Consider the following 25657-nt stretch of genomic DNA (forward strand, 5'->3'; position numbering starts at 1 on the left):
ATGCAAATTTCACTTTACTACCTCAAATTTATTGTACTCGTAAAAAGATAATTGAAAACGATATTCCGGATGTTCTCTCACCCAATCGTAGGCTTCTTCTAAAATTTCCATTTTGTTTTGCAAGTCATTAAGTTCACTACATTCGTCCCTTTTCTGTTTGCACAGAGGGCAGGATCCATTCACTATTTCCGCACTCGTCGCCCTAATAGTTTTACTTTCTAAATCAACTACTAGACGAAGAATAACAGAATGCTCTTCTTTTGTAGTCACCTTCATTTCAGCAATCCGATCCTCATTCCAAAAGACACCGTTTAATTCCATCTTTACTGTGACATCTTTAATATCCAAGTCTACCACTATCACACCTCCCTTGTACAAAGCTCAATCTTACTCTTCTATTTTAAACTTTAATACACCACAACTTAAAGAGATATTAAGTTTTTTCCAATTCTTCTTTACTATGAAAGAAAGTGTAGTTAATGCTAATTGTGTGGTAAATATTATCCCAAAAACTAAAACAGTTAAAATGTTAAAGATTGTTTCCATTAAACTACAATCTTTTCTTTATATATATATTTATTTTATTAATACGGTTTAAAGCTCTTATTACGTCTTAACACTCCCAAAGCAATTATAATGCACAATCACAACAACAAGTTGATGCCTATTTAATATCAATACGCTGTTATTACATGTATGTAGTTAGAGGTGGAGGAGAAATTCATTTAACCTCTGTATTCTCCTCCATCTCAGCCAAATACCTAATCTGCCGTTCCGCTTTTCTCACTGCTGTACGAAAATGTTTTTTCAGGAGTTCTACTGTATTTTCACTTATATAATATCTTTCCGTTATACTTTCCCACGTGTCACTACTTTCAAATGTACTCCATTCAAAAGGGCGTTCTGTATTTTTCTTTAGTTCTTTAAATACCCATTTTCGCATCTTTTTTTTCGCTTTTTCTGTTAGTTTTCCGTTTTTTACAAGTTCAAGTTCACCATGTCTTTTGTATCGCTTATTAATATCTCTCTCGCTATATACTTTAAGAAGTATATTTGCTGTATTTTCAGCATCTGCTAAAGCACGGTGCTGTTTTCCTTCCCACGTTAAAGCGAGCTGTTCTACCGCAAATTGTAAACTTGGCGTATGTTCAAACAATTCCTCATATGCTTGGAAAACAAATTTTTGCAAATCAATTCTATTTTCTTTTTCTATACTTGGGCATTCAACACCATATAATGTACAATCATGAGATAGAAAGCGATAATCTTCTTTTCCCCATGAAACAAATATAGAACCTTCGCCGATGAACTGAATAAATTTCTCTATAATTTGAGGGAATTTTTCTACACCCATTAAATCTTTTTTCGTAATACCGGTTAATTTTGTTGTATGACGAGTTAATCGTGCACTTGGTTTTACTAACTCCGAAAATTCTTCAATTATCTTCATTGTACCTATTTCTATTTTTACAGCTCCGATATCAACTATTTCTGATGGATCTTCTGATTTATACGGTCTGAAATTCCTTTCAATATCAAACACAATGAAATGTGTAGCGTTTTTCAATTTATTTACCTCTTTCTAAATTCCTTTTCACACAAACACTTTATTTTCAGTATTTATTTATTCATGTACTTTATACAAAAATACTCCGAATAAATGAATGAAAATTCAGTCTTGTTATGATATGTAAGTAGGAGGACATCTATAAAAATGCAAAAAAAAAGAAGGGCGAGCCCTTCTTTTTTCAAAAATTACTTCTTGTTTACGTTAGTAGCTTGAGGTCCACGGTTACCTTGTTCTACTTCGAAAGTAACTTCTTGACCTTCTTCTAAAGTTTTGAAGCCTTCGCCTTGGATAGCTGAGAAATGAACGAATACGTCTTCTCCGCCTTCAACTTCGATGAAACCGAAACCTTTTTCTGAGTTAAACCATTTTACTTTACCGTTTTGCATGAAAAAAATCCTCCTACAATGTACCTATATGTACATATTCATTTTCAACCACCTTACAATAATAAGCCAGATATTAAAAAACTGCAACCCCTGAGGAGATTTAACATTGCTATCCTCCTCGGAAGTTACAGCTCATTTAAATCTCTATATTATTAAAAGTAAAATGGTTTAAACATACTATATCATATCAATATAATAAAAGTAAAGTTTTTTTCTTAAATTATTTTTTGTTCCCACTGCATTGCTTTTAATTCACCTGATCCGGCTACTACATAACCATCTTTTTGATTAACAATGCGCCATCCGTGCCCTTTAACTGAATCACATACTGTAACAATACCTTCTTCAAGAAGCACACGGCACACACTACTAATCCCCGCCTTATTTTGCGTTGAAGTTGTATATAAAACATGTTGATCTACACTTAAGTCTAAATAACTACTTGCTTTCTGCTCACTTTGACATGTATGCCAATATATTTTTTCACTTGCAATACTTTCATCTATTTTACAATAAGAAATATTCCCGCTAACTCCCTTGCACGATCCACTTGCCGCTACTAAATAAGAATTGTGTAAAGTCAACGCGGAGATCATTTGATTCATCGCAATTTTAATCCTCTTTAATTTACGTGTCTTCAAATCAAAGAGCCAAACACCACCATATTTAGCATGTATTTTCGTACCAATAAATAAGTAATGTTTATATAAAAATAATGATCGAATAGACGGTGCCGCACTGCCATACTCAAGAAACGGATGAATAGTTTCCCATGTCAAACCGAAATTATGAGAAAGATACAGCGTTTTTTCTCCATGAGCAACAACAGTTCCTTGTACATTGCTACATACATTCCAACTCGTTGCTTTTGTTGGAAAACGCTGAATTGTCCAGTTCTCTCCACCATTCATACTGCGAATAAAAATCCCTTCGTCACCTACACCATAAACTACATTATCTTCGCTATGTAAATCCCTAATTCGTTTTTGAAAACCATTTAAAATTCGTTTCCATTCTCCGTCTTGTTCAACAAATAAGCCATTATATGTAGTAGCTAACAACAGTTTTCCATCTCTTAACTTTGTAATAGCAGTTGCACTTAACATTGTCTCCACGTTGACACTCCCATTCTTAGAACTTCTCAGCAAATGCAATTGCAAAATTACTGCATTTTTCAACATCCTCTTCATCTTCTGGAGCTAATTCAATTTTCAGCCCTTCTTGTACAAGCTCTGCACCGCGTTCCACAAGACGTTCTTCAAATATCGTTACCGCTTCACAAAACAGTTCATACGCCGTATCACCCGATCCGAATACCGCTACCTTTTTCCCAGCTAAATCTATATTTTCTAAGTCATCATGAAAATCTTCCGCTTCAAATGGTAATTCACCATCGCCCCACGTATAAGATCCTAAAATGATTCCATCATAAGCTAATAATTCTTCAGCGTCCATGCCTTCCATTTCTTGCAATACTACTTCATGATCAAAAGCATCTAAACTAACTTTAATTAAATCAGCAATACTCTCTGTATTTCCTGACATACTTGCATAAGCTATTAAAATTTTTGCCACTTTGGCATCCCCCTCTAACAATAAATGATTCTCATTCTCATTATATTAATAATGAGAATCAATTTCAATTGATTTTTTCTACTTTTATTTACATTTCACATTACTTATTTCAAATAAGGTGAAACTTTAATCAGTGAGGGTATTCATCCCCCACCTAACTTCTTTGTTTCCGCTGAATTTTGAGGCGGGGGGGCTTACTGCCCGGCAAATAGCGGGATAAAGTGAAAGTTTAATGAGTCCTCACCAATCAGGCTTTTTCAGACAACCCACAAAGAGCGGAACAAATAAAAAAGCACAGATGACTATACAATCATCTGTGCTTTTTTATTATTTTTTAAAAATACCAAAAGGCTTTCCTACTGGTAAAACAACTTTTCCGAAGTGTGTATTTAACACTGCTGCTGCTGAACCGTAGAAAGATAATAATGAAATAAGAAGTTCAGAATATGCTGCTAAATTATGCATTGCATGCGGCATAACACCTAAAGTACTTAATGAAAGACCGATAAATAAGAAATCAATAAGGACGAAAATCATAAATAATACTTTATGTGTTTCCATTGCACCAATTGTCATAAAGATTGTGAAAATCAAATATCCGATAAAGGCTACACCAAGCTGTTTTGAATCTGCAGCTTGTGCTAATTTTTCGCCAAATACTCCAAGTTGAATTAACCAAGTCATTCCAACACCTAGCCAAAATAGACCGTACGCACCGAATGCTGTTGTACCGAATGTATTGTTATGCTTTGCATCATGAATGCAAGCAAAGATTTGTGCAAATCCTCCTAAAAAGATTGCCCACGGTAATACAAGTGAAACGCCATCTGTTAAGCCTAACTTTTGAGATGATGCTACAAGTGTTACCATCGCTAATCCAAATAGACCAATTCCAGATGGATCCGCTGTTGTCATTTTCACATGATGTGTAGTAGTTTGATTGCTCATATAAACCTCCTGATTATAAACATACTCGAATACAATACTTAAATCAGAAGACTATGTCAATGGTTTTTTTTGTATGTTGTCAGACGTTATATTTTATAATGATTAAATATATTTCTGACCACTTCATAAGGTTTTATATTCACTTTTTCCAACTCGTTTATCGGTAGCCATAACGGAATATAATTTCCCCTACCTTCCAGCTGAAATTCCTCAGCTGTTCCGCTTCCGAACACTCCGCCTGTAATATAGGCAGCATAATAATATTCATTTCCTTTATATTTTACCTTTGCAATAAGGTGCTCCACTTGTATATGTACCCCTAATTCTTCGTATACCTCTCTTTTCGTTGCCTCTTCAGGCGTTTCACCTTCCTCAATCCCTCCGCCAGGAAAAACATAATATCTTTCCTCTTCTCGAATACGTTTTATAAGAGCGATTTTTCCTTCCAGTACAATGATAGCGGCTCCGCGATTTCTTATCATTTTATTACCTCAATACGAATCGCAACTGTTCCCCACTCTTTTTCTTGTTCTTTCGTATATATTTTGTATGTACTTTCTAACATTTCCTCTAAACTATCATTTTCACAATCCAATAATTTTTTATCGATTTGTTCATATATAGCTTTAAAGCTCTCGTATCGCTTTATTTCCGTTACTTTTACCGTCATCATTTCTGTTGTCTTAAGATTCGTAAATACGATTTCATCGTCTTTGTTTATTAGTTGACGTTTTTTATCGTATAGGCGTACTTCATATACTTTTTCCCCTGATTGAATTGACTGAAACGGTTTATTATATAAACCCATTTCGTATCGCATACATCCCACTCCCTTTTGTTCATTTCACCTATTAATACAGTTCACATTACTACATCTTGCATATAATATTCCATACGTATCACTTAATTGAGAAAGGAGGCTGAAGAAGCATGTTATATTTAAATCAAAAACCTGAATATAATAAATATGATATTGGTGATTATACTTATAGTAAAGTAGGGCCAACCATTTTTTCTTGGAACGATGAAACAAAATTGAAAATAGGTAAGTTTTGTTCATTAGCAGAAGAAGTCGTTTTCATACTTGGCGGTGAACATCGCGCAGACTGGATAACGACTTATCCATTTAATGCACTTTTTGATGAAGGAGCACATATTACTGGTCACCCTTCTTCAAAAGGTGATATCGTAGTTGGCAATGATGTATGGATTGGTTATCAATCCTGCATTTTATCTGGTGTTACAATTGGTAACGGTGCCATTATTGGTGCAAAAAGTGTTGTTACAAAGGACGTCCCTCCATATGCAATTGTGGCTGGTAATCCAGCAAAATTTATTCGATATCGTTTCCCGCAAGAAACAATTGACAAACTAGAGAATCTTGCATGGTGGGACTGGGACATTTCTGTTATAAAAGGAGCTATTCCATTACTACTTTCCGACAAAATCGACGAATTTTTCACCTCGCCCGAAAAAGAATCTACATGATTAATGAAGAAAGAGCATCCTTCTCTTACAGGATGCTCTTTCTTCATTTATTTTTTCTTTATTTGCAAATGATCACACGGAGAACATTGAAAAGGAATTTTCCCTAAGCAATTAAGATTCGTTTCGCAAATTTGTTCAATCGTTGGAACAAATGGAATGACAACTATGTTACTTTCTACTATTTGTGTAACAGGTGGCAATACTGTGCCTACTTGATGTTCAAAACGAATACTCGCTTGATTTATATAATTTCCTGAACCATTTGGCGCGCTCTGTACTGCTACTTGGAACGAAACTGTCCTTGCTTCACCAGGATTTAAACTTCCGATAAGAAACCCTACTGCCGGGCTTACATTCGGCACTGGCGTATTATCAACCGTTACACTTCCAGGAACAAATCGAACACTACTATCTAACATATCTTGAAAACGAATATTTTGCATTACAGTATCACCCGTATTTGTGATGACTGTCGTAAACGTAATGACATCTCCAATTGTTGCTACCTGTAAATCTGCCGTTTTTACGACTGTCGTTGAGACATTTTGAGGAATAAACGGGATAACAACTGTATTACTATCACCTTCAACTACTACTGGCGGCTCATTCGGATTTACAGTTGCAAGCCCATTCGCTGTAGCAGTATTTGTAACTAAATTATTTACTTGCCCTCCTATTATTACAACTTGGAAATTAATAATTGCTGCATCATTTGGCTGAAAATCACCTAACGGAATACCAGTATTCGGATTAGCAAATGGAAGAGGTACATCATTTACCGTTACCGTACCATTTATAAATAGCGTATTCGGATCAATGATATCTGTTAACACAATATTGGTCACAGGAACTGTACTATCATTTATAACAGCGATTCCGTAAGTGACAACATCCCCTATCATTGCTACTTCAAAGTTTGCTCCTTTTGCAACAAATAAGATTGCAGTATTTACCGTCACTATAACTGTATTGCTTGTATCCATCACTGTAACTGGCGGCTCCCCCGGTACTAAAATATATTCTGCTAACGCCCCAGCAACGTTCACTACTGTACCACCATCCGGAAAACTTGTAATCGTAGCTTCATATGTTACAAGTGCCGTCTCACCAACTGGTATATCAGGTATCGTAAATCCAATCTGCGGATTTACCCCCGGTTGCGGAACCCCATTTATCGTTACACTATTTGGAACGAAATCAGCTTCCTGAGATAGCACATCGATAAATTGAACATTCATTGCATCAGCAGTACCAGTATTTAATATACGAACAGTATACGTTACCGTTTCTCCTACACCAACAACTGAATGGTCTACTTCTTTTAGCATATCTAAGCTACCTCTATTTACCGGCGTAACCGTCGTATTACTTGAATTTGTAATTGTAGACGGAGGTTCTCCTGGAATCAATTCGAAATCACCCGTTACTCTTGCTGTATTCATAATGCTACTAGAAGGCGGAACTGCGATTACATTTACTTCAAATGTAATTAATACACTATCCCCTACTGCAAGATCAGGCAATGCAAATCCTACAAATGGATCTAAACCTACTTGCGGAATCCCATTTATTTGTACACTTCCAGGAACAAATTCTAAACTAGGTGATGGAACATCGATAAACTGAACATTCGTTGCTGTTACCGTTCCCGTATTTGTAACTTGCACACTATACGTTAACGTATCTCCTAATCGTGTCGCTTCTTTATTTACAGATTTTATAACGCTGAATCGTCCTCTATTCACTCTAGTTATCGTCGTATTACTCGGCTCTGTTACTACAACTGGTGGTTCTCCTGGCACTAAAGTAAAGCTTCCTGTTATATTTGCAACGTTCGTAATTGTTCCTGATGACGGGATGTTTGTAACTGTCGCTTGAAACGTCACTATAACTGTTTCACCAACTGGGATATCTCCAACTCCAAATCCAGTAATCGGATTTAAGTTTGGTTGCGAGGCTCCATTTATCGTTACACTATTTGGTACAAATGACGCCCCTGCTGAAATGGTATCAACAAACTGAACAGCATTAGCTGTTACTGTTCCAGTATTTGTTATTTGAACCGTATACGTTAATATATCTCCAACGAGAGTAGCAACCCTATTTACTTGTTTAATAACATTAAATTGCCCTCTATTTACAGTTGTAAGTGTTGTATTGCTCGGCTCTGTTACTATAACTGGTGGTTCTCCTGGTACTAATACAAAACTTCCAGTTACATTTGCCGTATTGGCAATTGTTCCGTTTGATGGCGCACTAACAACGGTTACTTGGAAGATGACTTCTACACTTTCACCTGGGTTTATATCTGGAAGCGGGAATCCATTATTCGGATTGAATCCAGGTTGTAACACACCGTCTATCGTTACAGTGTTCGGCACGAATGCTATAGAGGAAGGTAATACATCACTATATTGAACATTCGTTGCTGGCACTGTTCCTGTATTTTGAACTACTGTTGTATATGTGATTGTATCGCCTACTGCAACAACCGGCTGACTCACTGATTTTAAAACATTCAAACCAGGCTCATTGATTTCTGTTAATGTCGTATTACTTGTCGTTGTTTCCGTAATAGGCGGTTCTGTTTCACTTACAGCAAATGTAGCTGTAACGTCTACAAAATTAACAATCGTTCCACCTTCTGGTATGCTTGTAACCACTTCCTGATATGTGACAAGTACAAAATCATCGACAGGTATATCTGGAACTGTAAAACCAATGAAAGGATCTAATCCTGGTGCTGGTACCCCGTTTATGCTCACACTTCCTGGTACAAATGCTACACCCGCGGAAGTAGTATCGATAAATTGAACATTCGTTGCTGGCACTGTTCCGAAATTAAAAATCAATACATCATACGTTAATATTTCTCCTACCGTCGCTACTTCTTTATCTACTAGTTTCAATGGAAAAATAAAGGCTATATTAATTGTCGTAACGACTAAATTTGTTAATATCGTTTCCGTAATCGGTGGTTCCTGCGGATTTGGTTGTGAAGTAAATGTAACATCTGCATCATTTAATATGACTTCATTATCTGGAATTTCTGTAATCGTCACTTGGAATGTGACCTCAATACTTCCACCAGCGATTAATAATGGAGTAACTGTAAATCCTATTTCTGGATTTAAACCAAGTTGCTGCACTCCACCTATCGTTACACTATTGTCAACAAACGTCGTTCCTTCTGGTATGACATCTTGGAAGAACACATCTGTAACAGGGATAATTCCTACGTTTGAAATGAGCACAGTATACGTTAATACATCCCCAACGGCCCCAGTTGCAACATCAACTGTTTTTGTTGCAGTTACTTCACCAGGAGGAGGTAACGGTATTGTAACTACCGTTGTATTACTTGAATTCGTTGTTGTTACAGGTGGCTGTAAAGGATTTAATAAGAAAGTGGCTGTAGCAGATGCTGTATTTAATACCGCTCCACGTGTAGACGGTGCAACTACCGTAACTTGGAACGTTACTGTCAATGATGTTCCAGCTGCAATATTAGGAAGCGGGAAACCAACATTTGGGTCAAATCCAGGTTGTGGCGTTCCATTTATCGTTACACTATTTGCTACAAAAGTTGTTTCTAAAGCAATTGGATCAAGGAAAGAGACATTCGTTGCTGTTACTGTACCGTTATTTCGAATGACAACAGAATACGTGTAAGTTTCTCCAAGTGCTGCTTGTTGTACAGATGAAGATTTTTGTATATTTAACTGTGCTGTGTTTACTTGCGTCACTACAAAATTACTATTTGTAACAGTCGTTATTGGAGGGTTTGCTGGATTTATAAGAAAACTTGCAGTAACGTTCGATTGGTTTCTTATATTTCCACCGCTCGGAACACTCGTCACTGTAACTTGAAACGTAATCGTAGCCGTTTGCCCGACCGGAATATTTGGTACCGGGAAACCTAGCATAGGATCCGCGCCTTGCTGTACGACTCCATTTATCGTCACACTATTTGCTACAAAGGCAGTACCAGACGGAATTGGATCTTGAAAAACAATATTCGTTGCAGGAACAGTTCCTGTATTTTGAATAAGAATCGTATACGTTAACGTATCTCCTACACCGGCTTGTAGTGTATTTACACTCTTCATTACATTAAGTGATCCTACATTCACTCGCGTCACAACAATATTACTAATCGTTACAATTGTAATTGGTGGCTGGAGAGGACTTACTTGGAAATCAGCAGTGACATTCGCATTATTCGGAAGAACTCTATTTGGTGGTACACTCGTGATTGTCACTTGAAAAGTGACCGTCACCATTCCTCCTACTGGAATATTAGCAAGTGGAAATCCAGTTGTCGGGTTTAAACCTGGTTGAGGTGTCCCGTTTATTGTTACACTATTCGCTACAAAAGTGGTTCCAACTGGAATCGGATCAAGGAATGATACATTTGTCGCTGTCACCGTTCCACTATTTTGTATACGAACTGTATACGTTAACGTATCTCCTACACCGGCTTCAGTAGCACTTACACTTTTCATTACATTTAACCCTGAAGAATTCACGATCGTCATAACAGTATTACTTGGTACTGTTACAGTAATCGGCGGCTCTGTTGGATTTACAAGGAAATCTCCAGTTACATTCGCATTATTTACAACATTATTTCCTTTGGGAATTTCATCAATTAATACTTCAAATGTAACAATAACACTGGCGCCAGTAGGCAAATTATTTAATGGGAATCCAAGTTCTGGATCTGCCCCTTCTTGTAAAACACCATTCACAACTACACTATTTTCAATAAATAATGTCCCTTGGGGAATTGAATCTTGGAAAAATACATTCGTAGCTGGTACACTACCTGCATTTATGACTTCTATTGTATATACTAAAATATCCCCTACTGTTGCAACATCCGTATTGACTGCTTTCACAACTTCAAAGTTTCCTGATTGTACTGTCGTATTCACAACATTACTCGGTACATTGATTGTTACTGGTGGTTCATTCGGATTCACTTGAAAGCTTGCTGTTACATTTGCTTGATTTAAAATATCTTCATTTTCTGGATTCTGTACAATTACTACGTCAAATGTGACTACAACCGTTTGAGCCGCAGGAATATTCGGAAGAGAGAATCCTGTATTCGGATTTAGTCCACTTTGCTGTACTCCATTAATTGTTACAGAATTTGCAACAAATGAAACAGCAGAAGAAATAGGGTCTTGGAAAAATACATTTGTTAACGGAACATTCCCTGTATTTTGAACGGCAATTGTGTATGTTAAAGTGTCTCCTACTGCCGCTTGCGTTGTATTCACTTCTTTTATTACATTTAAACCGCCTGTATTAACTTGTGTCACAACTGTATTCGTTTGTCTATTAATCGTTATTGGTGGCTGATTTGGAATAACGACGAAATTAGCAGTTACATTTCCGCGATTCGCAATTGTGCCTCCTGATGGCGTTGATGTCACTCGTACTTGAAAAGTCACTGTCCTACTTCCGCCGGGAGATATATTTGCTACTGTAAACCCAGTCGCTGGATTTACCCCAGGTTGTGAAACCCCATCCACAGTCACACTATTTGCTATAAATGTCGTTCCAATTGGTATTGGATCTTGAAAAATAACGTTCGTTGCAAGTACATTTCCTGTATTTTGAATTGTTACCGTGTACGTAAGAACATCGTTAACCGTTGCAAAAGCTCTATCCACTGTTTTTCTCGTTGTTATATCAGCTATATTAATTGTCGTAACTACAGTATTACTTGTCGCTTGCCCTGAAACTGGTTGTTGACCAGGCACTGGAGTAAAGGTAAATGTTGCACTTGCACGGTTTGGAATTGGATTGACAAGAGGGTTCGATGTTACTCGAACTTGAAAGCGCACTACAGTCGTTTGCGAAGCATTAATACTTCCTAGATTAATACTACTTGCTGGATTCGCTCCTGGACGCGCTACTCCATTTACCGTAACGCTATTTGCGACAAATGTTGTTCCAGCAGGGATACTATCAACAAAAATAACATTGCTCGCAGTGACATTTCCATTATTTGTGATATTAACTGTGTACGTTAATACATCATTAAGCGTTGCCGTCTGTAAATCTACAGATTTCTGCATACTTATAGTTGCTTGATTCACTGTCGTTTGTACTGTGTTTGAAGAAGACGTACTTGTAATAGGAGGACTACCAACGAAAGGCCGAAATTGATATGACACCATTGCACGATTTAAAATAGGATTGGGATTCGGGAATGATATTATTCGAACTTGAAATGTAACAATTCTTTGCGTGTTATTTGGGATTGTACCTAAATTAATTCCATTAGAAGGGTTTGCATTCGGCTGTGTTACTCCCCCTACCGTAACACTACCTGCAACAAACGTCGTTCCGTTCGGAATACTATCACGTAATACAACGTTTTCTGCACTTCCTGTTCCTGTATTTGGGACCGTAATCGTATAAGTGAGGGTATCCCCTACCCCTGCGACTGTTCTATTAACTGATTTAACAGGATTAATAATTGGACCTGTTGCATCAATTTGAACACCAAAACCAGCTGCTGCGTATCCATCTCCATTTGTAACAAATCGAACCGTTGCTGATGTTTGACTGTTTACTAAAGATGAGGAGGCATCTACATTCGTAATATCCCACCCTTGTCTTCGGACGGCCAAAGCTACCCCTAACGGCTGATTCAAATCTCCAAACGTGCCGCTCGTATCTAAATTTCCACTATCATTACAAATTTGTGACTGAAAGAAATTATTCGCAGGATTTCTCGGTCCGAATAATGCAACTGTAGCATTTGCATTCGGCCCAAAGCGAAGTTGATCTCCAACAATGTTAGAATCACCTTCTTGAGCAGTTACGAGCACTCTTCCTGTAACAGCTCCTGTTGCCGGCGTAGCAAAACCTGAAATTGTAGCATCAACTGGCGGGGATGAAGCATCGATAATTTCTTGACCTGCATATACTGACAAATTTCGAAGTGGTAAACTTGCATTTTGATACACAACCTCAAGCGTCCATCCAGCTGAACGACTGATTGTCGGGTCGGCTGAAGTTCTTGCAGCTGGCACAGCACCCGTTGTATATGTGCCTGCTCCACCTGCACTAACAAGATTTGTTACATTGGCAGAGCGAGCATAATAAAACTGATTTCCTACTGAACCTTGCTGCGCGGTAGCAGGATCTGGCGTAACAGAAAACGTCCCTGCTGGCGTTGTAAATGTAATGTTATCATTTAAAAATGGTAACACATCTTCCGTATCAGTCCGGAAAGTACCAGCCCAAACTAATTCTGCATATAATACACTGCTTCCCGCTGGAAGATTTAAAATTGCACTTGAAGAATTCAATTGCCATTCATCTGTTGTCCCTGCTGGGAACCCTGGTACTTGCAATGCTGTATTTACTGTCGTAAACACAGCAAGTGTACCAAAAATATTACCTGGTGCAGGTGATGTAGGGCTAAGTCCCAGCGTATTCCCAGTAAACGTGACGGCACCAGGTACTGTTGTCGTAAACCTATTTATAAAAGGCACACAATCATCTCATTTCAATTATAGTAAAAAGTGCTCTATACTATAAAATGTAGACAAACTATACAATGTACGTTGTCCAACAAAATTCCGCACATATGAGAGGGGTTTATAAAACTATGCGCTACGTTATCATAACAGGAACTTCACAAGGTTTAGGTGAGGCAATCGCTACGCAATTATTAGAAAAAAATACAACTGTCATCTCTATTTCTAGAAGAGAAAATAAAGAGCTTACGAAACTTGCAGAGCAATATAACAGCAATTGCATTTTTCATTCCCTAGATCTTCAAGATGTACATAACTTAGAAACTAACTTTAAAGAGATCATTTCATCTATTAAAAAAGACAATGTATCCTCTATTCATTTAATTAATAATGCGGGTACAGTTGCACCTATGAAGCCAATTGAAAAAGCAGAAAGTGAACAATTCATTACGAACGTTCACATTAATTTACTTGCACCTATGATTCTTACATCTACATTTATGAAACATACGAAAGACTGGAAAGTAGATAAACGCGTTATTAACATTTCATCTGGTGCAGGAAAAAACCCTTACTTTGGCTGGGGCGCTTATTGTACAACGAAAGCTGGTGTAAATATGTTTACACAGTGCGTAGCAACTGAAGAAGTGGAAAAAGAATATCCAGTAAAAATCGTCGCTTTTGCACCTGGCGTTGTTGATACAAATATGCAATCACAAATTCGCGAAACAAATAAAGAAGATTTCATAAATTTGGACCGCTTCATTGCATTAAAAGAAGAAGGAAAACTATTATCACCTGAATATGTTGCGAAAGCTATTCGTAACTTACTAGAAACTGAGGACTTCCCTCAAGGCGAGGTTATTAGAATCGATGAATAACAAAAAGGCGTGCTAAAATAGCACGCCTTTTTGTTCTACTTCTCTAAAAATATAAGCACAGACTCCGCAATTTGCTCATAACCAATTTCTTGATAAATTTTATTCGATGTCGGATTCGCTAAATCAGTATATAACGTAGTCGTCTTGTACCCTTCATCTAACATACGTTGACTAAGTGCCGCTACACACTTAGATGCGTATCCCTTTTTCCTTGCTTCTTTCGGCGTATATACAAAATTAACTGTTATATTATTTTTAGTTGGTCTCGTTTTTGCAGCTACAGAAACGAGTTTCCCATCCACTTCCAAACCAAACAGTCGATTTGTAGTTATTAATGTATATGCAGTTTGTTTTGCTTCTTCTTTCGTAGTAGGAAGCTTTACATCTTCACAAAATTGATATATCCACTGTTCTATTAATGGTAATTCATCATTATTTACCGCTCGAAAAAGTCCATTCGCATTACACTTCTTCTTTACTCTGTTCAACTCATACACACCTTGCTCCATTGCAACATTCATTTTCTTATTTTCTAATACCGCAATCTCTTCCGCTAATTTCTGTACAATTTTCTTATTACCGATCAATCCAGGAATATCCGGATATACTTTCGTTAACTCTTTTGCAAGTTCCTCAATAGCTACTCCCGAAATTTCAGAAGTTGCAACAATGATTTGTTTCTTCTCTTCTGTTTGCAGAAATACAACCGCAATGTCTTCTCCTTGTTTCGCTATCCCCATAAATATCGGTTCTTGAACCATTTGTAATACACCTAATATGAGATTGTTTTCCTGCTCATTCTTTTCTAAAAATGGTGTAACATCTTCTTTAAAATGAAAAATCTCTTCATATACATGTAATTGAATCATCGACAATCTCTTCTCTCTATTTATATTTTAATTAAGTATTGGCGATTAATTCATTAAATCCCTCTTTTACGATTCAATAATATTCAAAGCTAATGTATTCAAGGCATTTTCAGCTTGTAAAATTCTCTGTTTTTCCTTTTCAAATACATCTTCTTCTTTTCGAAAGGACTCTTTTCGATTTTTAATCATACGCTTCATTTCTTTTTTACTCGGTCCACCGTATACATTTCTTTTTTGAATAAAAGCTTCTGGCGATATAATTTCTTTCCACTCTTTTTCTAATAAATTTATTTTAAAATGTTCTTGCAAATACATATTTACATCTTTGAAGTGTAATTCATGTAGTTCTTTTTTCTGCTCCAATGACATATTTGCAATAGCACTTGCTGCATGATGAGCATGCCGAAATGGAATTTCATAATTTTTCGTTAAAACATCAGCGAAATCCGTTATCGTTATTGCATGTTTATAGGAACGACTTTTTAACGTTTCTTCTTCTACTTTCATCGTTAGGATCACTGCATTCATCATACAAAAAACACGAATCGCCTTTTCAATCCCTTTATATAAATATGGCTGCAAGTCATCTTCCGTATCGACAATATCACCAAATGGTGTATTATGAATCATTTGAAATACTGTAAATGCTTCTCCTAAAGCACTACTCGTAATTGCACGAGCGTGTTCAATTGAAACCGGATTTCGTTTTTGCGGCATAATACTACTAATTTGTACATATGGCTTTGCAACAGTAATACCGTCATATTCTTTCGTTGCTAACAACAAAAAGTCATGAATCCATCTACTCGTATTCGTCATCATTACCATAAGTAGGGAGCTAACTTCTAATAAATAATCCGCTCCGGCAACAGCATCATATGAGTTCTCAATTACAGTTGTAAATCCAAGTAGATGAGCAACTCGTTCTCGTTTAATCGGGAAACTTGTTGTAGAGAGTGCAGCCGCCCCCATTGGAGACTGATTTAAAAGCTGGTACGTTTTTTTCATTCGTTCTAAATCTCTTTGCATCGTATCATAAATTGCTAAAGTATAATGACCAAATGTTGTTGGCTGTGCCGGTTGTGTATGTGTATAAGCTGGCATGATCGTTTCCTTATGATCATCAGCAAGTTGCAGTACACTTTCTTGCAATAGCAAATAATGTTCCATTAATCGTAATATATACCGCCTTAAACTCATGCGATACATCGTTACACCCATATCATTTCTACTTCTACCAATATGCATATTACTTACAAAATCGCATTTCGCTTCTTGAGAAATTAAATGTTCGATTAAAAAAAAGAGGTCTTCATGCTGCTCTGTATATACCAATTTATCTTTTGGTATTCGCTCTACTTTTCTAAGTGCGTTTAATATAACTTTAGCTTCTTCTATTTTTATTAAACTTTCTTCAGTCAGCATCGTAATATGTGCTTTATGCACTTGAAACATATCTTTCAATAAGTAATTTCGTTGAAAATCAAATACATGTTGTAATACACAATCCACATATGTTTTTCCAGGGAAATCAGCGCCTTCACTCTTTATAAACTCTTCCTTACTCTGTTTCATCACCTTTTCCCCTCTCACCTAAGTATTACTACCCATCATACCCATTGATAGAAAAAAAGTGCCTGTACATCAAAATAAACTCGGTGCTCTCTGCACCGAGTTTATTTAATAAAAGTCGCATCATACTTATCACTTTGCAACACTTGGAAATGTAAGTTTGCTAAATGTTTCCGTATTTCTGCACTATCGTCTTCATTTAAATTATTCGCCAAAAACACAATCTCCGTACAGTTTCCACGTTTATCCATAGCGTAAACTGCTTTTGTAACCGTCCATGGTGTATAACCATTCTTTTGCCCAGCATGTCTAAATGTTTTACGGTATTTCTTGGCACTCATGTCTGTTTCAACGATATTTGCCCACACTTTTTCTTCAGCTTCTGTCAAGCCACCTTTATGGTTTGCCTTTTGAAGTAATACCATATAATCATTTGCAGAAGCTGCTGGTAATCTATCTGACCAAATTTTGTCGTAACGTTCCTCTAAATAAAGCGGAATTTCCTTCTGTAATAATGGTCCCTTCTTCTTTAAGCGTTCATGAATAATCATCGCATATTCACGATATTGCTCTTGAGACATTTCTTTTAACTTTTTCTCTATTTTATATTTTGGAACATGTAATTCTTTATGCAAATATCCCGGGATATACAAAGATGAAACGATTGGAAATAGTGGTTGATGTGCAGGAAGTGATAAACTTTGTAAATTTCGATTGATGTTATCTAATCCTAACAATTCCATTAAGTATTCAGCATTTGCATTCGAACTAAACTTAACCATTCCTTTTGCCACTTCTTCTAAAGAAACCGCTCCTTCAGTTATCTTGCCCGTTTTCTCCAAATACTTTTGCCATCTATCTTGTGCACCACCATCTGTATTCGGCACATAATAGCGATTCACATCATTAATCGACACGAAACTAGAAGAATCAATTTTCCCTTCAGTAACTTGTTTCGTATATTCAAGCGCCACAATTAATTTCATCGTACTAGCAACTGGCAATACAACATTTGGGTTTACAGAATAAACAACTTTATCATTTCTCTTTACTAGAAGCGCACTATTTTTTTCATCTTTATGTTCTTCAATAAAAGATGCAATATACTGTGCATCATCATTATTTGAACTCCACACTTTTTTCACTAAAAAGTTACCCGATATTAGCAAAACAAAAATACCCACAATTACTGCGCATACTATAGTTTTTTTCAAGTAAAATTCCTCTCCTATTGTGTAACTCTTCTCTATTTATCATTTAAAAACAAAATAATGGAGATGGTCATTTACATAACCATCTCCATTATTTTAACTTGTATGCTCCTATTATGTCTACGTCATAAATCTCACAAAATCCTCAAGAAACTTTTTATAATGTAACGACCAACCAATTCGCACCCAATTTTTTAATGCTTTTGCATCAGGTTGAGGCCGAAAATCAGCAATACTCTCTCCTTTTGCAATTCCAGCTGTATCTACATCGACACGACGATATACATAATCTAAAAGGGATGGATTTGCCGCAACCATCATTGTAACGACGTCATGTACTGGACTTCCTTTTATTTTCGGATTTAACTTTCTATAAGCTTTATAATAGTACGTAAATATCGGCTCGATTAACTTATTAAAACTCGTTTTAGAGTGTTTCGTAATATATTTTACCATTTCCGGTGTAATAATTGCTTCAGATGTAACGTTAAGTGGCACTAATGTCACATTTTTGGCATTTTGCATAACTAATTGTGACGCAATGGGATCACCATGAAAATTCGCCTCTGCGACTGGTGTTACATTGCCAGGCATTAAGAAAGCACCGCCCATTATATAATATTCTTTCACATACTTCATCATCGGCTTTTCTAAAATAAATGCTGTCGCTAATGTTGTTGATCTACCAGCATCGACTATTATTAATTCTCCTTTATATTTTTCAAGAAGATCAAAAAATGTACAAAAAGGCTTTATATTTGGTGAAAAAGTTTTTGGAGGTTTAATTGGCCCTAAACCGTCTGTCCCATGAATTTCTGGATAATACGTCGTAATATCTCCGGATAAAGGAATTTTCGCACCATTAATAACAGGTATATCTTCCCGTCCTGCCATTTGCAATAAATATGCGGCATTACTTGTCGCCTTTTCTTGTGTTACATTTCCATATCCCGTTACTACACCAACAATATCAATATCAGGATGCAACAATCCATACATAATTGCTAAAGAGTCATCAATTCCTGGGTCTCCTAAAAATAACACTTTTTTCATCGACCTCAACTCCATCCCCTCAGTTGTTATTAATTTATGAATAACCGTGGATATACAGAATAAAAAAGAACAAATTCATACGAAAAAACGCAGTCTTATAAGGACTACGTTCTTCAGCTAACCTATACTGTTTTTTTTACAGCACTCATACTTCCAATAACATAAGCGATAAACGCAAAACAAATCGGGAAGACAACTGTATGTATACCGAACGGATTTGGATAGAAAAGATGAATACACATATATGAGCCTACCCCAACTAAAATAGACGCAAGCGCTCCTGTAGCATTTCCTTTCCTCCAATATAACCCTAATACGATTGGCCAAATGAATGCTGCTTCTAATCCACCGAAAGAAAATAAATTTAGCCATATTAAAAAATCTGGTGGTTTAATCGCCGCTGCATAAACGAGTAGTCCTACAATACCAGTAATCCACAAACTTCCTTTTTTTATCGTACTGTCTGCTGCATCTTTATTTATGTAATTTACATATATATCTTTAATAATTGACGAGCTTACAAGTAATAATAAAGAGTTTACTGTAGACATAATCGCTGCCATCGGTGCAGCTAAGAAAACTCCAGCTAACCAAGGAGGTAACACTTCCATCGCAAGTAGCGGCATTACTTTATCTGGTACCGTTATACCTGGAAGTACTACTCTTGCAAATACACCAGTTAAATGCATACCGATCATAATTGTGCCAACGACAACGGTTCCAATTATTAAAGCTTGATGCATCGCTTTTGAATTTTTATAAGACATGGCACGCACGCTAATTTGCGGTAAGCCGACAACGCCAATTCCAATTAAAATCCAAAATGATGTAACATATGATTTCGTTAAACTGCCATCTGCTCCGAATGGTGTAATTAACTTTGGATTAATTTGAACAAGTTCCTGCATAATCTTTTCAATTCCACCACCAGCAATGACAGTAGCAATTAAAATGATTGTCGTTCCAACTAACATAATGATTCCTAATAATGTATCTGATAGAGCAACTGCACGAAATCCACCAATTAATACGTACACAAGTACAGAAAAAGTAAATAAAAATAGTGCTGTTGTATACGATAGACCAGTTAGTGACTCGATTAATCGTCCACCACCGACCCACTGGGCTACTGTCGCTGAAAATAAAAAGATAATAATACATAACGCAGAAAGTATAACAACTGCTTTATTATTGTATCTCCCTTTTAAATAATCGATAAGAGTAATTGCTTCCATCTTCCTAGCGATAATTGCAAACTTTTTACCGATAACCGTTAAAACGATATAGCCTGTTACAACTTGAATCGCAGATAACAGTACCCATCCAAGACCCATATTGTAAGCAATACCAGGGCCACCAATAAAGCTACTTGCACTACCGTACGTAGCAATCATTGTCATCGCTAATAATAAACCGCCTAGCTCACGCCCACCAAGAAAATATTCTTGTAAAAATTTATTATGAGCAGTTGCTTGCACACGTCTTGAAGCATATACACCAATTAAAAATACAACGATAAACGAAATTATCATTGGAATGATTACATACCAATTCATCTATTATTCCTCACTTTTTTCTTCCTCATCGAGTGAAATATCTTGAAATACAAAACGAACAACTAAACTAAGTAAAATAACCATAACGATAAATCCAACGATACAGCTATAAAAAAACCATGCGGGAAAACCTAATACATATGTATATTCATTCGGATTTTTACTACCAAGCCCATAAGCAAATCCGTACCATATTATAAAATTAATAATAGCAAGTCCAAGACCAATTAACGCTTCTCTATGGGCTATTCGAAAGCGTGGATCATCATGATAATCTTTCATTTTTACCCCTCCTCTCACGATGTATTATTGTACCATTGTTCTTCTAGTTTTTCCTACTAGAAAGCAAAAACAAGCAGGATTTTTTATAATCATATAGAAGATTCTCTTACATTACATATTTTTTACAATTGTAACACAAATGAAATTTGAATTTTCAGTATTTCTTAATTATGATTTTAATTAGAGGCTTTCCATCTAGTTTCCACATCCTTGATTTCGGAATAAGCGCCGTCTCGTACTGCGTTTACATTATATTTTCAAGGGGGTTATACAATGAGTCAACTAGCTGTAAATCTTCATGAAAAGGTAGAGAAATTTCTTCAAGGTACAAAAAAGTTATATGTGAATGGATCTTTCATTGAAAGCGCTTCCGGTAAAACATTTAAAACACCTAACCCAGCAACTGGTGAAACACTTGCCGTCGTTTCTGAAGCTGGTCGCGAAGATATTCATAAAGCTGTAGTCGCAGCTCGTATGGCTTTTGACGAAGGTCCTTGGTCTCGTATGAGCACCGCTGAGCGAAGCCGTCTCATGTACAAGTTAGCTGATTTAATGGAAGAACATAAAGAAGAGCTTGCACAGCTCGAAACATTAGATAACGGAAAGCCAATCCGTGAAACAATGGCAGCAGACATACCACTTGCAATTGAGCATATGCGCTATTACGCTGGATGGGCTACGAAAATCGTTGGTCAAACAATTCCTGTTTCCGGTGATTACTTTAACTATACACGCCATGAAGCTGTTGGTGTCGTTGGTCAAATTATCCCTTGGAACTTCCCGCTTCTTATGGCAATGTGGAAAATGGGAGCAGCGCTTGCTACAGGATGTACAATCGTTTTAAAACCTGCAGAACAAACTCCACTATCTGCTCTATACTTAGCTGAATTAATTGAAGAAGCTGGATTCCCGAAAGGTGTTATTAATATCGTACCTGGATTCGGTGAATCAGCTGGACAAGCTCTCGTTAATCATCCACTCGTTGATAAAATTGCATTTACCGGTTCTACTCCTGTCGGTAAACAAATTATGCGACAAGCATCCGAAACATTAAAACGCGTTACACTTGAATTAGGCGGTAAATCACCAAATATCATATTGCCAGATGCTGATTTATCTCGCGCGATTCCTGGTGCACTTTCTGGTGTTATGTTTAACCAAGGACAAGTATGCTCTGCTGGATCACGCTTATTTGTTCCGAAGAAAATGTATGATAATGTCATGGCTGATCTCGTCCTCTATTCTAAAAAACTAAATCAAGGTGTCGGTCTTAACCCTGAAACAACAATTGGCCCTCTCGTTTCCGAAGAACAACAAAAACGTGTAATGGGCTACATTGAAAAAGGGATTGAAGAAGGCGCTGAAGTACTTTGCGGAGGAAGTAATCCATTCGATCAAGGCTACTTCGTTTCTCCTACAGTATTCGCTGACGTAAATGATGAAATGACGATCGCAAAAGAAGAAATTTTCGGTCCAGTTATTTCTGCAATACCGTTTAACGATATTGACGAAGTAATTGAACGTGCAAATAAATCACAATTCGGCTTAGCGGCTGGTGTGTGGACAGAAAATGTTAAAACAGCACACTATGTTGCAAGTAAAGTACGTGCAGGTACAGTATGGGTAAACTGTTATAACGTCTTTGATGCAGCATCTCCATTTGGAGGATTTAAACAATCTGGTCTTGGCCGTGAAATGGGATCTTACGCATTAAATAACTATACAGAAGTAAAGAGCGTTTGGCTTAACTTAAATTAATGAGAAAGAACCTGACCTACCTGGTCAGGTTCTTTTCATTATGTATTCCTTTAAACTTGCAGTCCTCCGCTCACATTTAATACTTCACCTGTAATATAAGATGCGTATTCTGATGCTAAAAAGGCTGCTGCGTTCGCAATATCTTCTGGCGTTCCAATTCTACCAACTGGAATAGCTCCAACCATCTTTTCTTTCACTTTATCTGGTATCGTTTTGGTCATATCTGTATCCATAAACCCCGGACAAATCGCATTACAAGTAATACCGAAACTTCCAACTTCTTTCGCTGCTGTTTTCGTTAATCCTACAACTCCTGCCTTTGTAGCCGCATAATTTGCTTGACCTATGTTTCCTTCTCTACTAATTGAAGATATATTAATAATGCGTCCATACCCTTGTTGTCTCATGTAAAGAAGCGCGGGTTGCATACAATAAAAAACTCCAGTTAAATTCACTTGTAATACTTGTTCCCAAGCAGACTTCTCCATTTTATGTAACATTGCGTCTCTTGTAATTCCAGCATTATTCACCAAAATATGTAATGTACCAAATTTTTGAACCGCATATTCAATTAACGACTTTGCTTCATTTTGATTACTCACATCACATCGATATGAGCACACTTCATATCCTTCATCTGATAACTCATGTGTCGTTTTTTGTAGATTCTCTTCATTTACATCGCTAATTAATACTTTCGCCCCTAGTTTTGCATAAACCCTTGCAATCTCTTTTCCAATTCCCTGTGCAGCTCCTGTTACAACAGCTGTTTTCCCATTTAAAAACTCCATTCCTATCCCCCATTTCTATTACTTATACTGTATATTTCGGCTCCTTGCTTTCCAATTCCTCTTTGTATAAAAAAGTCTATTTGTGTCAAACTAACTTTGCAACGTCGCATAAACGCAAGGAGATTGTGTCGAATGAACAAAAAGAATTTCAAACAAAGCAAAGCAACGGATGGCATTGATGTTGAGTTCTCTCGCGAACTCGCTGACCACAATGACTTAGAAGCAAACGCACGTGCAAATGCCGCTGATGCACGTCAAAAGCGCCAATCAACCGAAAAATAAGGTACATCACAACCTTATTCTTTTCAAAAGGGACCTACTACCCAACAAAATAAACCGAGAGACATCTCTCGGTTTATTTTCTATATTTTTTTGCATAATGAGCCAAAGTAAGCAACGGATATATATGAGCATAACTATGATAACGAATATAAAACCCACCTGGTAAACCTGTTCCAGTAGGATATTTTTCATTTATATAAGAGTTGGAGAGCAAATATGAAATACCTTTTCGAATAACTGGCGTTTCTTTATCATAGTAAGAAATGAGGGCATCTAACGCCCATGCTGTTTGGGATGGTGTACTAAATGGCAAAGTAACAAATCTTTTTTCCACACTACTTTGGCAAGATTCTCCCCAGCCACCATCTTCATGCTGTATATGTTCAAGCCATAAAGCTGCTCGTTTCACTGATGGATCGCTAGATGGTATTCCTAGTGACCGTAAACCAGTCAACACTGCCCACGTACCATATATATAACAAATTCCCCATTTCCCATACCACGATCCATTTTCCTCTTGTACATTCATTAACCAATTTATCGCACTTTGTTTTTGTTTCTCGGGCAATTCATTTTGCGTATACGTTCCGAAAAATTCTAATACTCTTCCTGTAATATCTGGTGTAGAAGGATCTGTAATCATATCACTTGCATTTTCGATTGGTAAATTTGCTAATATACGGCTCGTTACCCCTTTTTCAAAAGCCCCCCAACCACCATCATTATTTTGCAATCCTTTAACCCAATTAACCGCTCGCTTCCAAGCAGTGTCTACATTTCCGTTCCCTCTACTTCGCGCCAATGCTCTTAACGCAGCAGTTGTATCATCAATATCTGGAATCGTCGTATTCACATCCGAAAAGCCCCAACCACCTGGGAAGAGATCCGGTGCATGTACACTCCAATCTACTTTCTTCGTTTGCTGTTTTCTTAATAAATATGCTGATGCATTGTGAATCACTTTACTTGCTTTCGGAACTTGAGCTTCTTGCAAAGCATAACTGAGTAAAGCTGTATCCCATACAGTTGATGGAGAGTTTTGCAAATGGCTCCCTCTCTCCATCTTCCATATATAAGATGTGATTCCCGTTATAGCTTTTTGAATAATTGGTGATTGAATAGAATGTCCTAATGCAAGTAAAGCATAAATCATATAAAACGAGGCAGTTGCGTAGCTATATAATGTTCCATTTTCATCAATACGCTCTTTCATAAAACGTTCTACTTCCTCATATCCTTTATGATGCAAAGAAAGTGGATACGTTATAATTTTCTTCACGTCACTTACTAACGTTTGAAAAACTGGAGACCGATCCTCCCGAAACCATTCTCCGCCCCCGCCTGCAATGTGATTTAAATTTGGCAATAACTTTTTCCCTACTCGGAATCTTTTATTTAAACACAACATCATCGGAATTAAATGAATACGTGCTGAGCTACTCAGTTCAAAAATACTGAGAGGGGAATCATTCTGCAGAAACATAATTGGTGTTGGCAAATGAAAGAGAGAAGGATATTCATATTCTCCATGAATCGCTAATAAAAACTTCGTCATAAAATGAGCACGCGCTACCCCACCGCGCTCATTTATAAACATTTCCGCTCGCTTCATATTCGCATCTTCTTTTGTATATTTTTCCGATGCAAGTAAGGCAGCATAAGATTGAATTGTAGCAGATAAATTACCACCCACTTCATCTTCATACAATTTCCATGTTCCTTCATTTGTTTGGAGTGATGCTAATCTTTTTACAAACGGTTCTATCTCTTTATCTTTACCTAATAATTTTAATAAAAAAATCATATGACAATCTGTTAGTGGCGCTCCTTCAAAACAAAACCGCCACGTACCATCTTGCCGTTGCATTGTTTGAAGTGCAGTTGTTCTTCTCGCTATTTCTTCATGCACTTTTTCATATAATAACAAGTT

General features: G+C 36.9%; 21 protein-coding genes. 4 read left to right on the forward strand and 17 right to left on the reverse strand.

From position 1 onward, the window contains the following. Nucleotides 1-9 precede the first annotated feature (9 nt). From V7S45_RS17295 to V7S45_RS17330, 8 genes are all read right to left on the reverse strand, one after another. On the reverse strand, nt 10-357 hold the full coding sequence (locus V7S45_RS17295; RefSeq protein WP_000227984.1) for a hypothetical protein: 348 nt from the start codon (nt 355-357) through the stop codon (nt 10-12). 364 nt (nt 358-721) lie between these two features. After that, entirely contained in the window at nt 722-1567 is an 846-nt protein-coding gene (locus tag V7S45_RS17300; RefSeq protein ID WP_000786419.1) for an exonuclease, read from the reverse strand. 188 nt (nt 1568-1755) lie between these two features. Then, complete coding sequence (gene cspB, locus V7S45_RS17305) at nt 1756-1956, reverse strand: cold shock-like protein CspB (protein ID WP_001179150.1); 201 nt, start codon at nt 1954-1956, stop codon at nt 1756-1758. 215 nt (nt 1957-2171) lie between these two features. Next, nucleotides 2172-3071, reverse strand: a complete 900-nt coding sequence (locus V7S45_RS17310) for a hypothetical protein (protein ID WP_000449495.1) — start codon at nt 3069-3071, stop codon at nt 2172-2174. A gap of 16 nt (nt 3072-3087) precedes the next feature. After that, the gene (locus tag V7S45_RS17315) at nt 3088-3531 is read right to left on the reverse strand and encodes a flavodoxin (protein ID WP_001062752.1); all 444 of its coding nucleotides are present in this window, start codon (nt 3529-3531) and stop codon (nt 3088-3090) included. A gap of 327 nt (nt 3532-3858) precedes the next feature. Then, complete coding sequence (locus V7S45_RS17320; RefSeq protein ID WP_000070938.1) at nt 3859-4479, reverse strand: GPR1/FUN34/YaaH family transporter; 621 nt, start codon at nt 4477-4479, stop codon at nt 3859-3861. Nucleotides 4480-4565: 86 nt separating this feature from the next. Further along, nucleotides 4566-4961, reverse strand: coding sequence for an NUDIX domain-containing protein (locus V7S45_RS17325; protein WP_000620818.1), 396 nt, complete (start codon nt 4959-4961; stop codon nt 4566-4568). Next, a complete protein-coding gene (locus V7S45_RS17330) occupies nt 4958-5299 on the reverse strand; it encodes an ASCH domain-containing protein (protein ID WP_001268345.1) in 342 nt (113 codons plus the stop codon). Before V7S45_RS17330 ends, V7S45_RS17325 begins: the two co-directional genes overlap by 4 nt. Nucleotides 5300-5409: 110 nt before the next feature. Here V7S45_RS17330 and V7S45_RS17335 point away from each other — a divergent pair, with 110 nt between their 5' ends. Beyond that, nucleotides 5410-5967, forward strand: a complete 558-nt coding sequence (locus V7S45_RS17335) for a CatB-related O-acetyltransferase (protein ID WP_000966302.1) — start codon at nt 5410-5412, stop codon at nt 5965-5967. Between the two features lie 47 nt (nt 5968-6014). Here the strand turns inward: V7S45_RS17335 and V7S45_RS17340 are convergent, their stop codons facing one another. After that, complete coding sequence (locus V7S45_RS17340; RefSeq protein ID WP_025687001.1) at nt 6015-13487, reverse strand: DUF11 domain-containing protein; 7473 nt, start codon at nt 13485-13487, stop codon at nt 6015-6017. Between the two features lie 116 nt (nt 13488-13603). On the opposite strand from V7S45_RS17340, the gene V7S45_RS17345 reads away from it, so the two are divergent. After that, nucleotides 13604-14353: a (S)-benzoin forming benzil reductase gene (locus V7S45_RS17345; RefSeq protein WP_025687002.1), complete on the forward strand. Its 750-nt coding sequence runs from the start codon at nt 13604-13606 to the stop codon at nt 14351-14353. Between the two features lie 35 nt (nt 14354-14388). On the opposite strand, the gene V7S45_RS17350 is transcribed toward V7S45_RS17345, so the two are convergent. The 6 genes from V7S45_RS17350 to V7S45_RS17375 form a co-directional block, all read right to left on the reverse strand. After that, nucleotides 14389-15222, reverse strand: coding sequence for a GNAT family N-acetyltransferase (locus tag V7S45_RS17350; protein ID WP_000615373.1), 834 nt, complete (start codon nt 15220-15222; stop codon nt 14389-14391). Nucleotides 15223-15288: 66 nt separating this feature from the next. Further along, nucleotides 15289-16797, reverse strand: coding sequence for an argininosuccinate lyase (gene argH, locus V7S45_RS17355; protein ID WP_025687003.1), 1509 nt, complete (start codon nt 16795-16797; stop codon nt 15289-15291). A gap of 101 nt (nt 16798-16898) precedes the next feature. Beyond that, nucleotides 16899-18008, reverse strand: coding sequence for a serine hydrolase (locus V7S45_RS17360; RefSeq protein ID WP_000751366.1), 1110 nt, complete (start codon nt 18006-18008; stop codon nt 16899-16901). 117 nt (nt 18009-18125) lie between these two features. Next, nucleotides 18126-19058 (reverse strand): nucleoside hydrolase, encoded by a 933-nt coding sequence (locus tag V7S45_RS17365; RefSeq protein WP_025687004.1) that lies wholly within the window; start codon nt 19056-19058, stop codon nt 18126-18128. Between the two features lie 122 nt (nt 19059-19180). Beyond that, nucleotides 19181-20614: a sodium/pantothenate symporter gene (panF, locus tag V7S45_RS17370; protein ID WP_001104820.1), complete on the reverse strand. Its 1434-nt coding sequence runs from the start codon at nt 20612-20614 to the stop codon at nt 19181-19183. A 3-nt stretch (nt 20615-20617) separates the two neighbouring features. Further along, nucleotides 20618-20896, reverse strand: coding sequence for a YhdT family protein (locus tag V7S45_RS17375; RefSeq protein WP_000656239.1), 279 nt, complete (start codon nt 20894-20896; stop codon nt 20618-20620). A gap of 273 nt (nt 20897-21169) precedes the next feature. Between V7S45_RS17375 and dhaS the strand changes: the two genes are divergently transcribed. After that, complete coding sequence (gene dhaS / locus V7S45_RS17380) at nt 21170-22654, forward strand: aldehyde dehydrogenase DhaS (protein ID WP_000080281.1); 1485 nt, start codon at nt 21170-21172, stop codon at nt 22652-22654. Between the two features lie 50 nt (nt 22655-22704). On the opposite strand, the gene fabG is transcribed toward dhaS, so the two are convergent. Continuing rightward, nucleotides 22705-23445 (reverse strand): 3-oxoacyl-ACP reductase FabG, encoded by a 741-nt coding sequence (fabG, locus tag V7S45_RS17385; protein ID WP_025708953.1) that lies wholly within the window; start codon nt 23443-23445, stop codon nt 22705-22707. A 132-nt stretch (nt 23446-23577) separates the two neighbouring features. Here fabG and V7S45_RS17390 point away from each other — a divergent pair, with 132 nt between their 5' ends. After that, on the forward strand, nt 23578-23727 hold the full coding sequence (locus V7S45_RS17390; protein ID WP_001035815.1) for a YfhD family protein: 150 nt from the start codon (nt 23578-23580) through the stop codon (nt 23725-23727). Between the two features lie 73 nt (nt 23728-23800). On the opposite strand, the gene V7S45_RS17395 is transcribed toward V7S45_RS17390, so the two are convergent. Then, nucleotides 23801-25654 carry a prenyltransferase/squalene oxidase repeat-containing protein gene (locus V7S45_RS17395; protein WP_342761435.1) on the reverse strand — a complete coding sequence of 618 codons (1854 nt, stop codon included), beginning with the start codon at nt 25652-25654 and terminating at the stop codon, nt 23801-23803. Nucleotides 25655-25657: the final 3 nt, after the last annotated feature.

It is taken from the genome of Bacillus sp. BR3(2024), assembly GCF_039134555.1.
GTDB classification, from domain to species: Bacteria; Bacillota; Bacilli; order Bacillales; family Bacillaceae_G; genus Bacillus_A; species Bacillus_A cereus.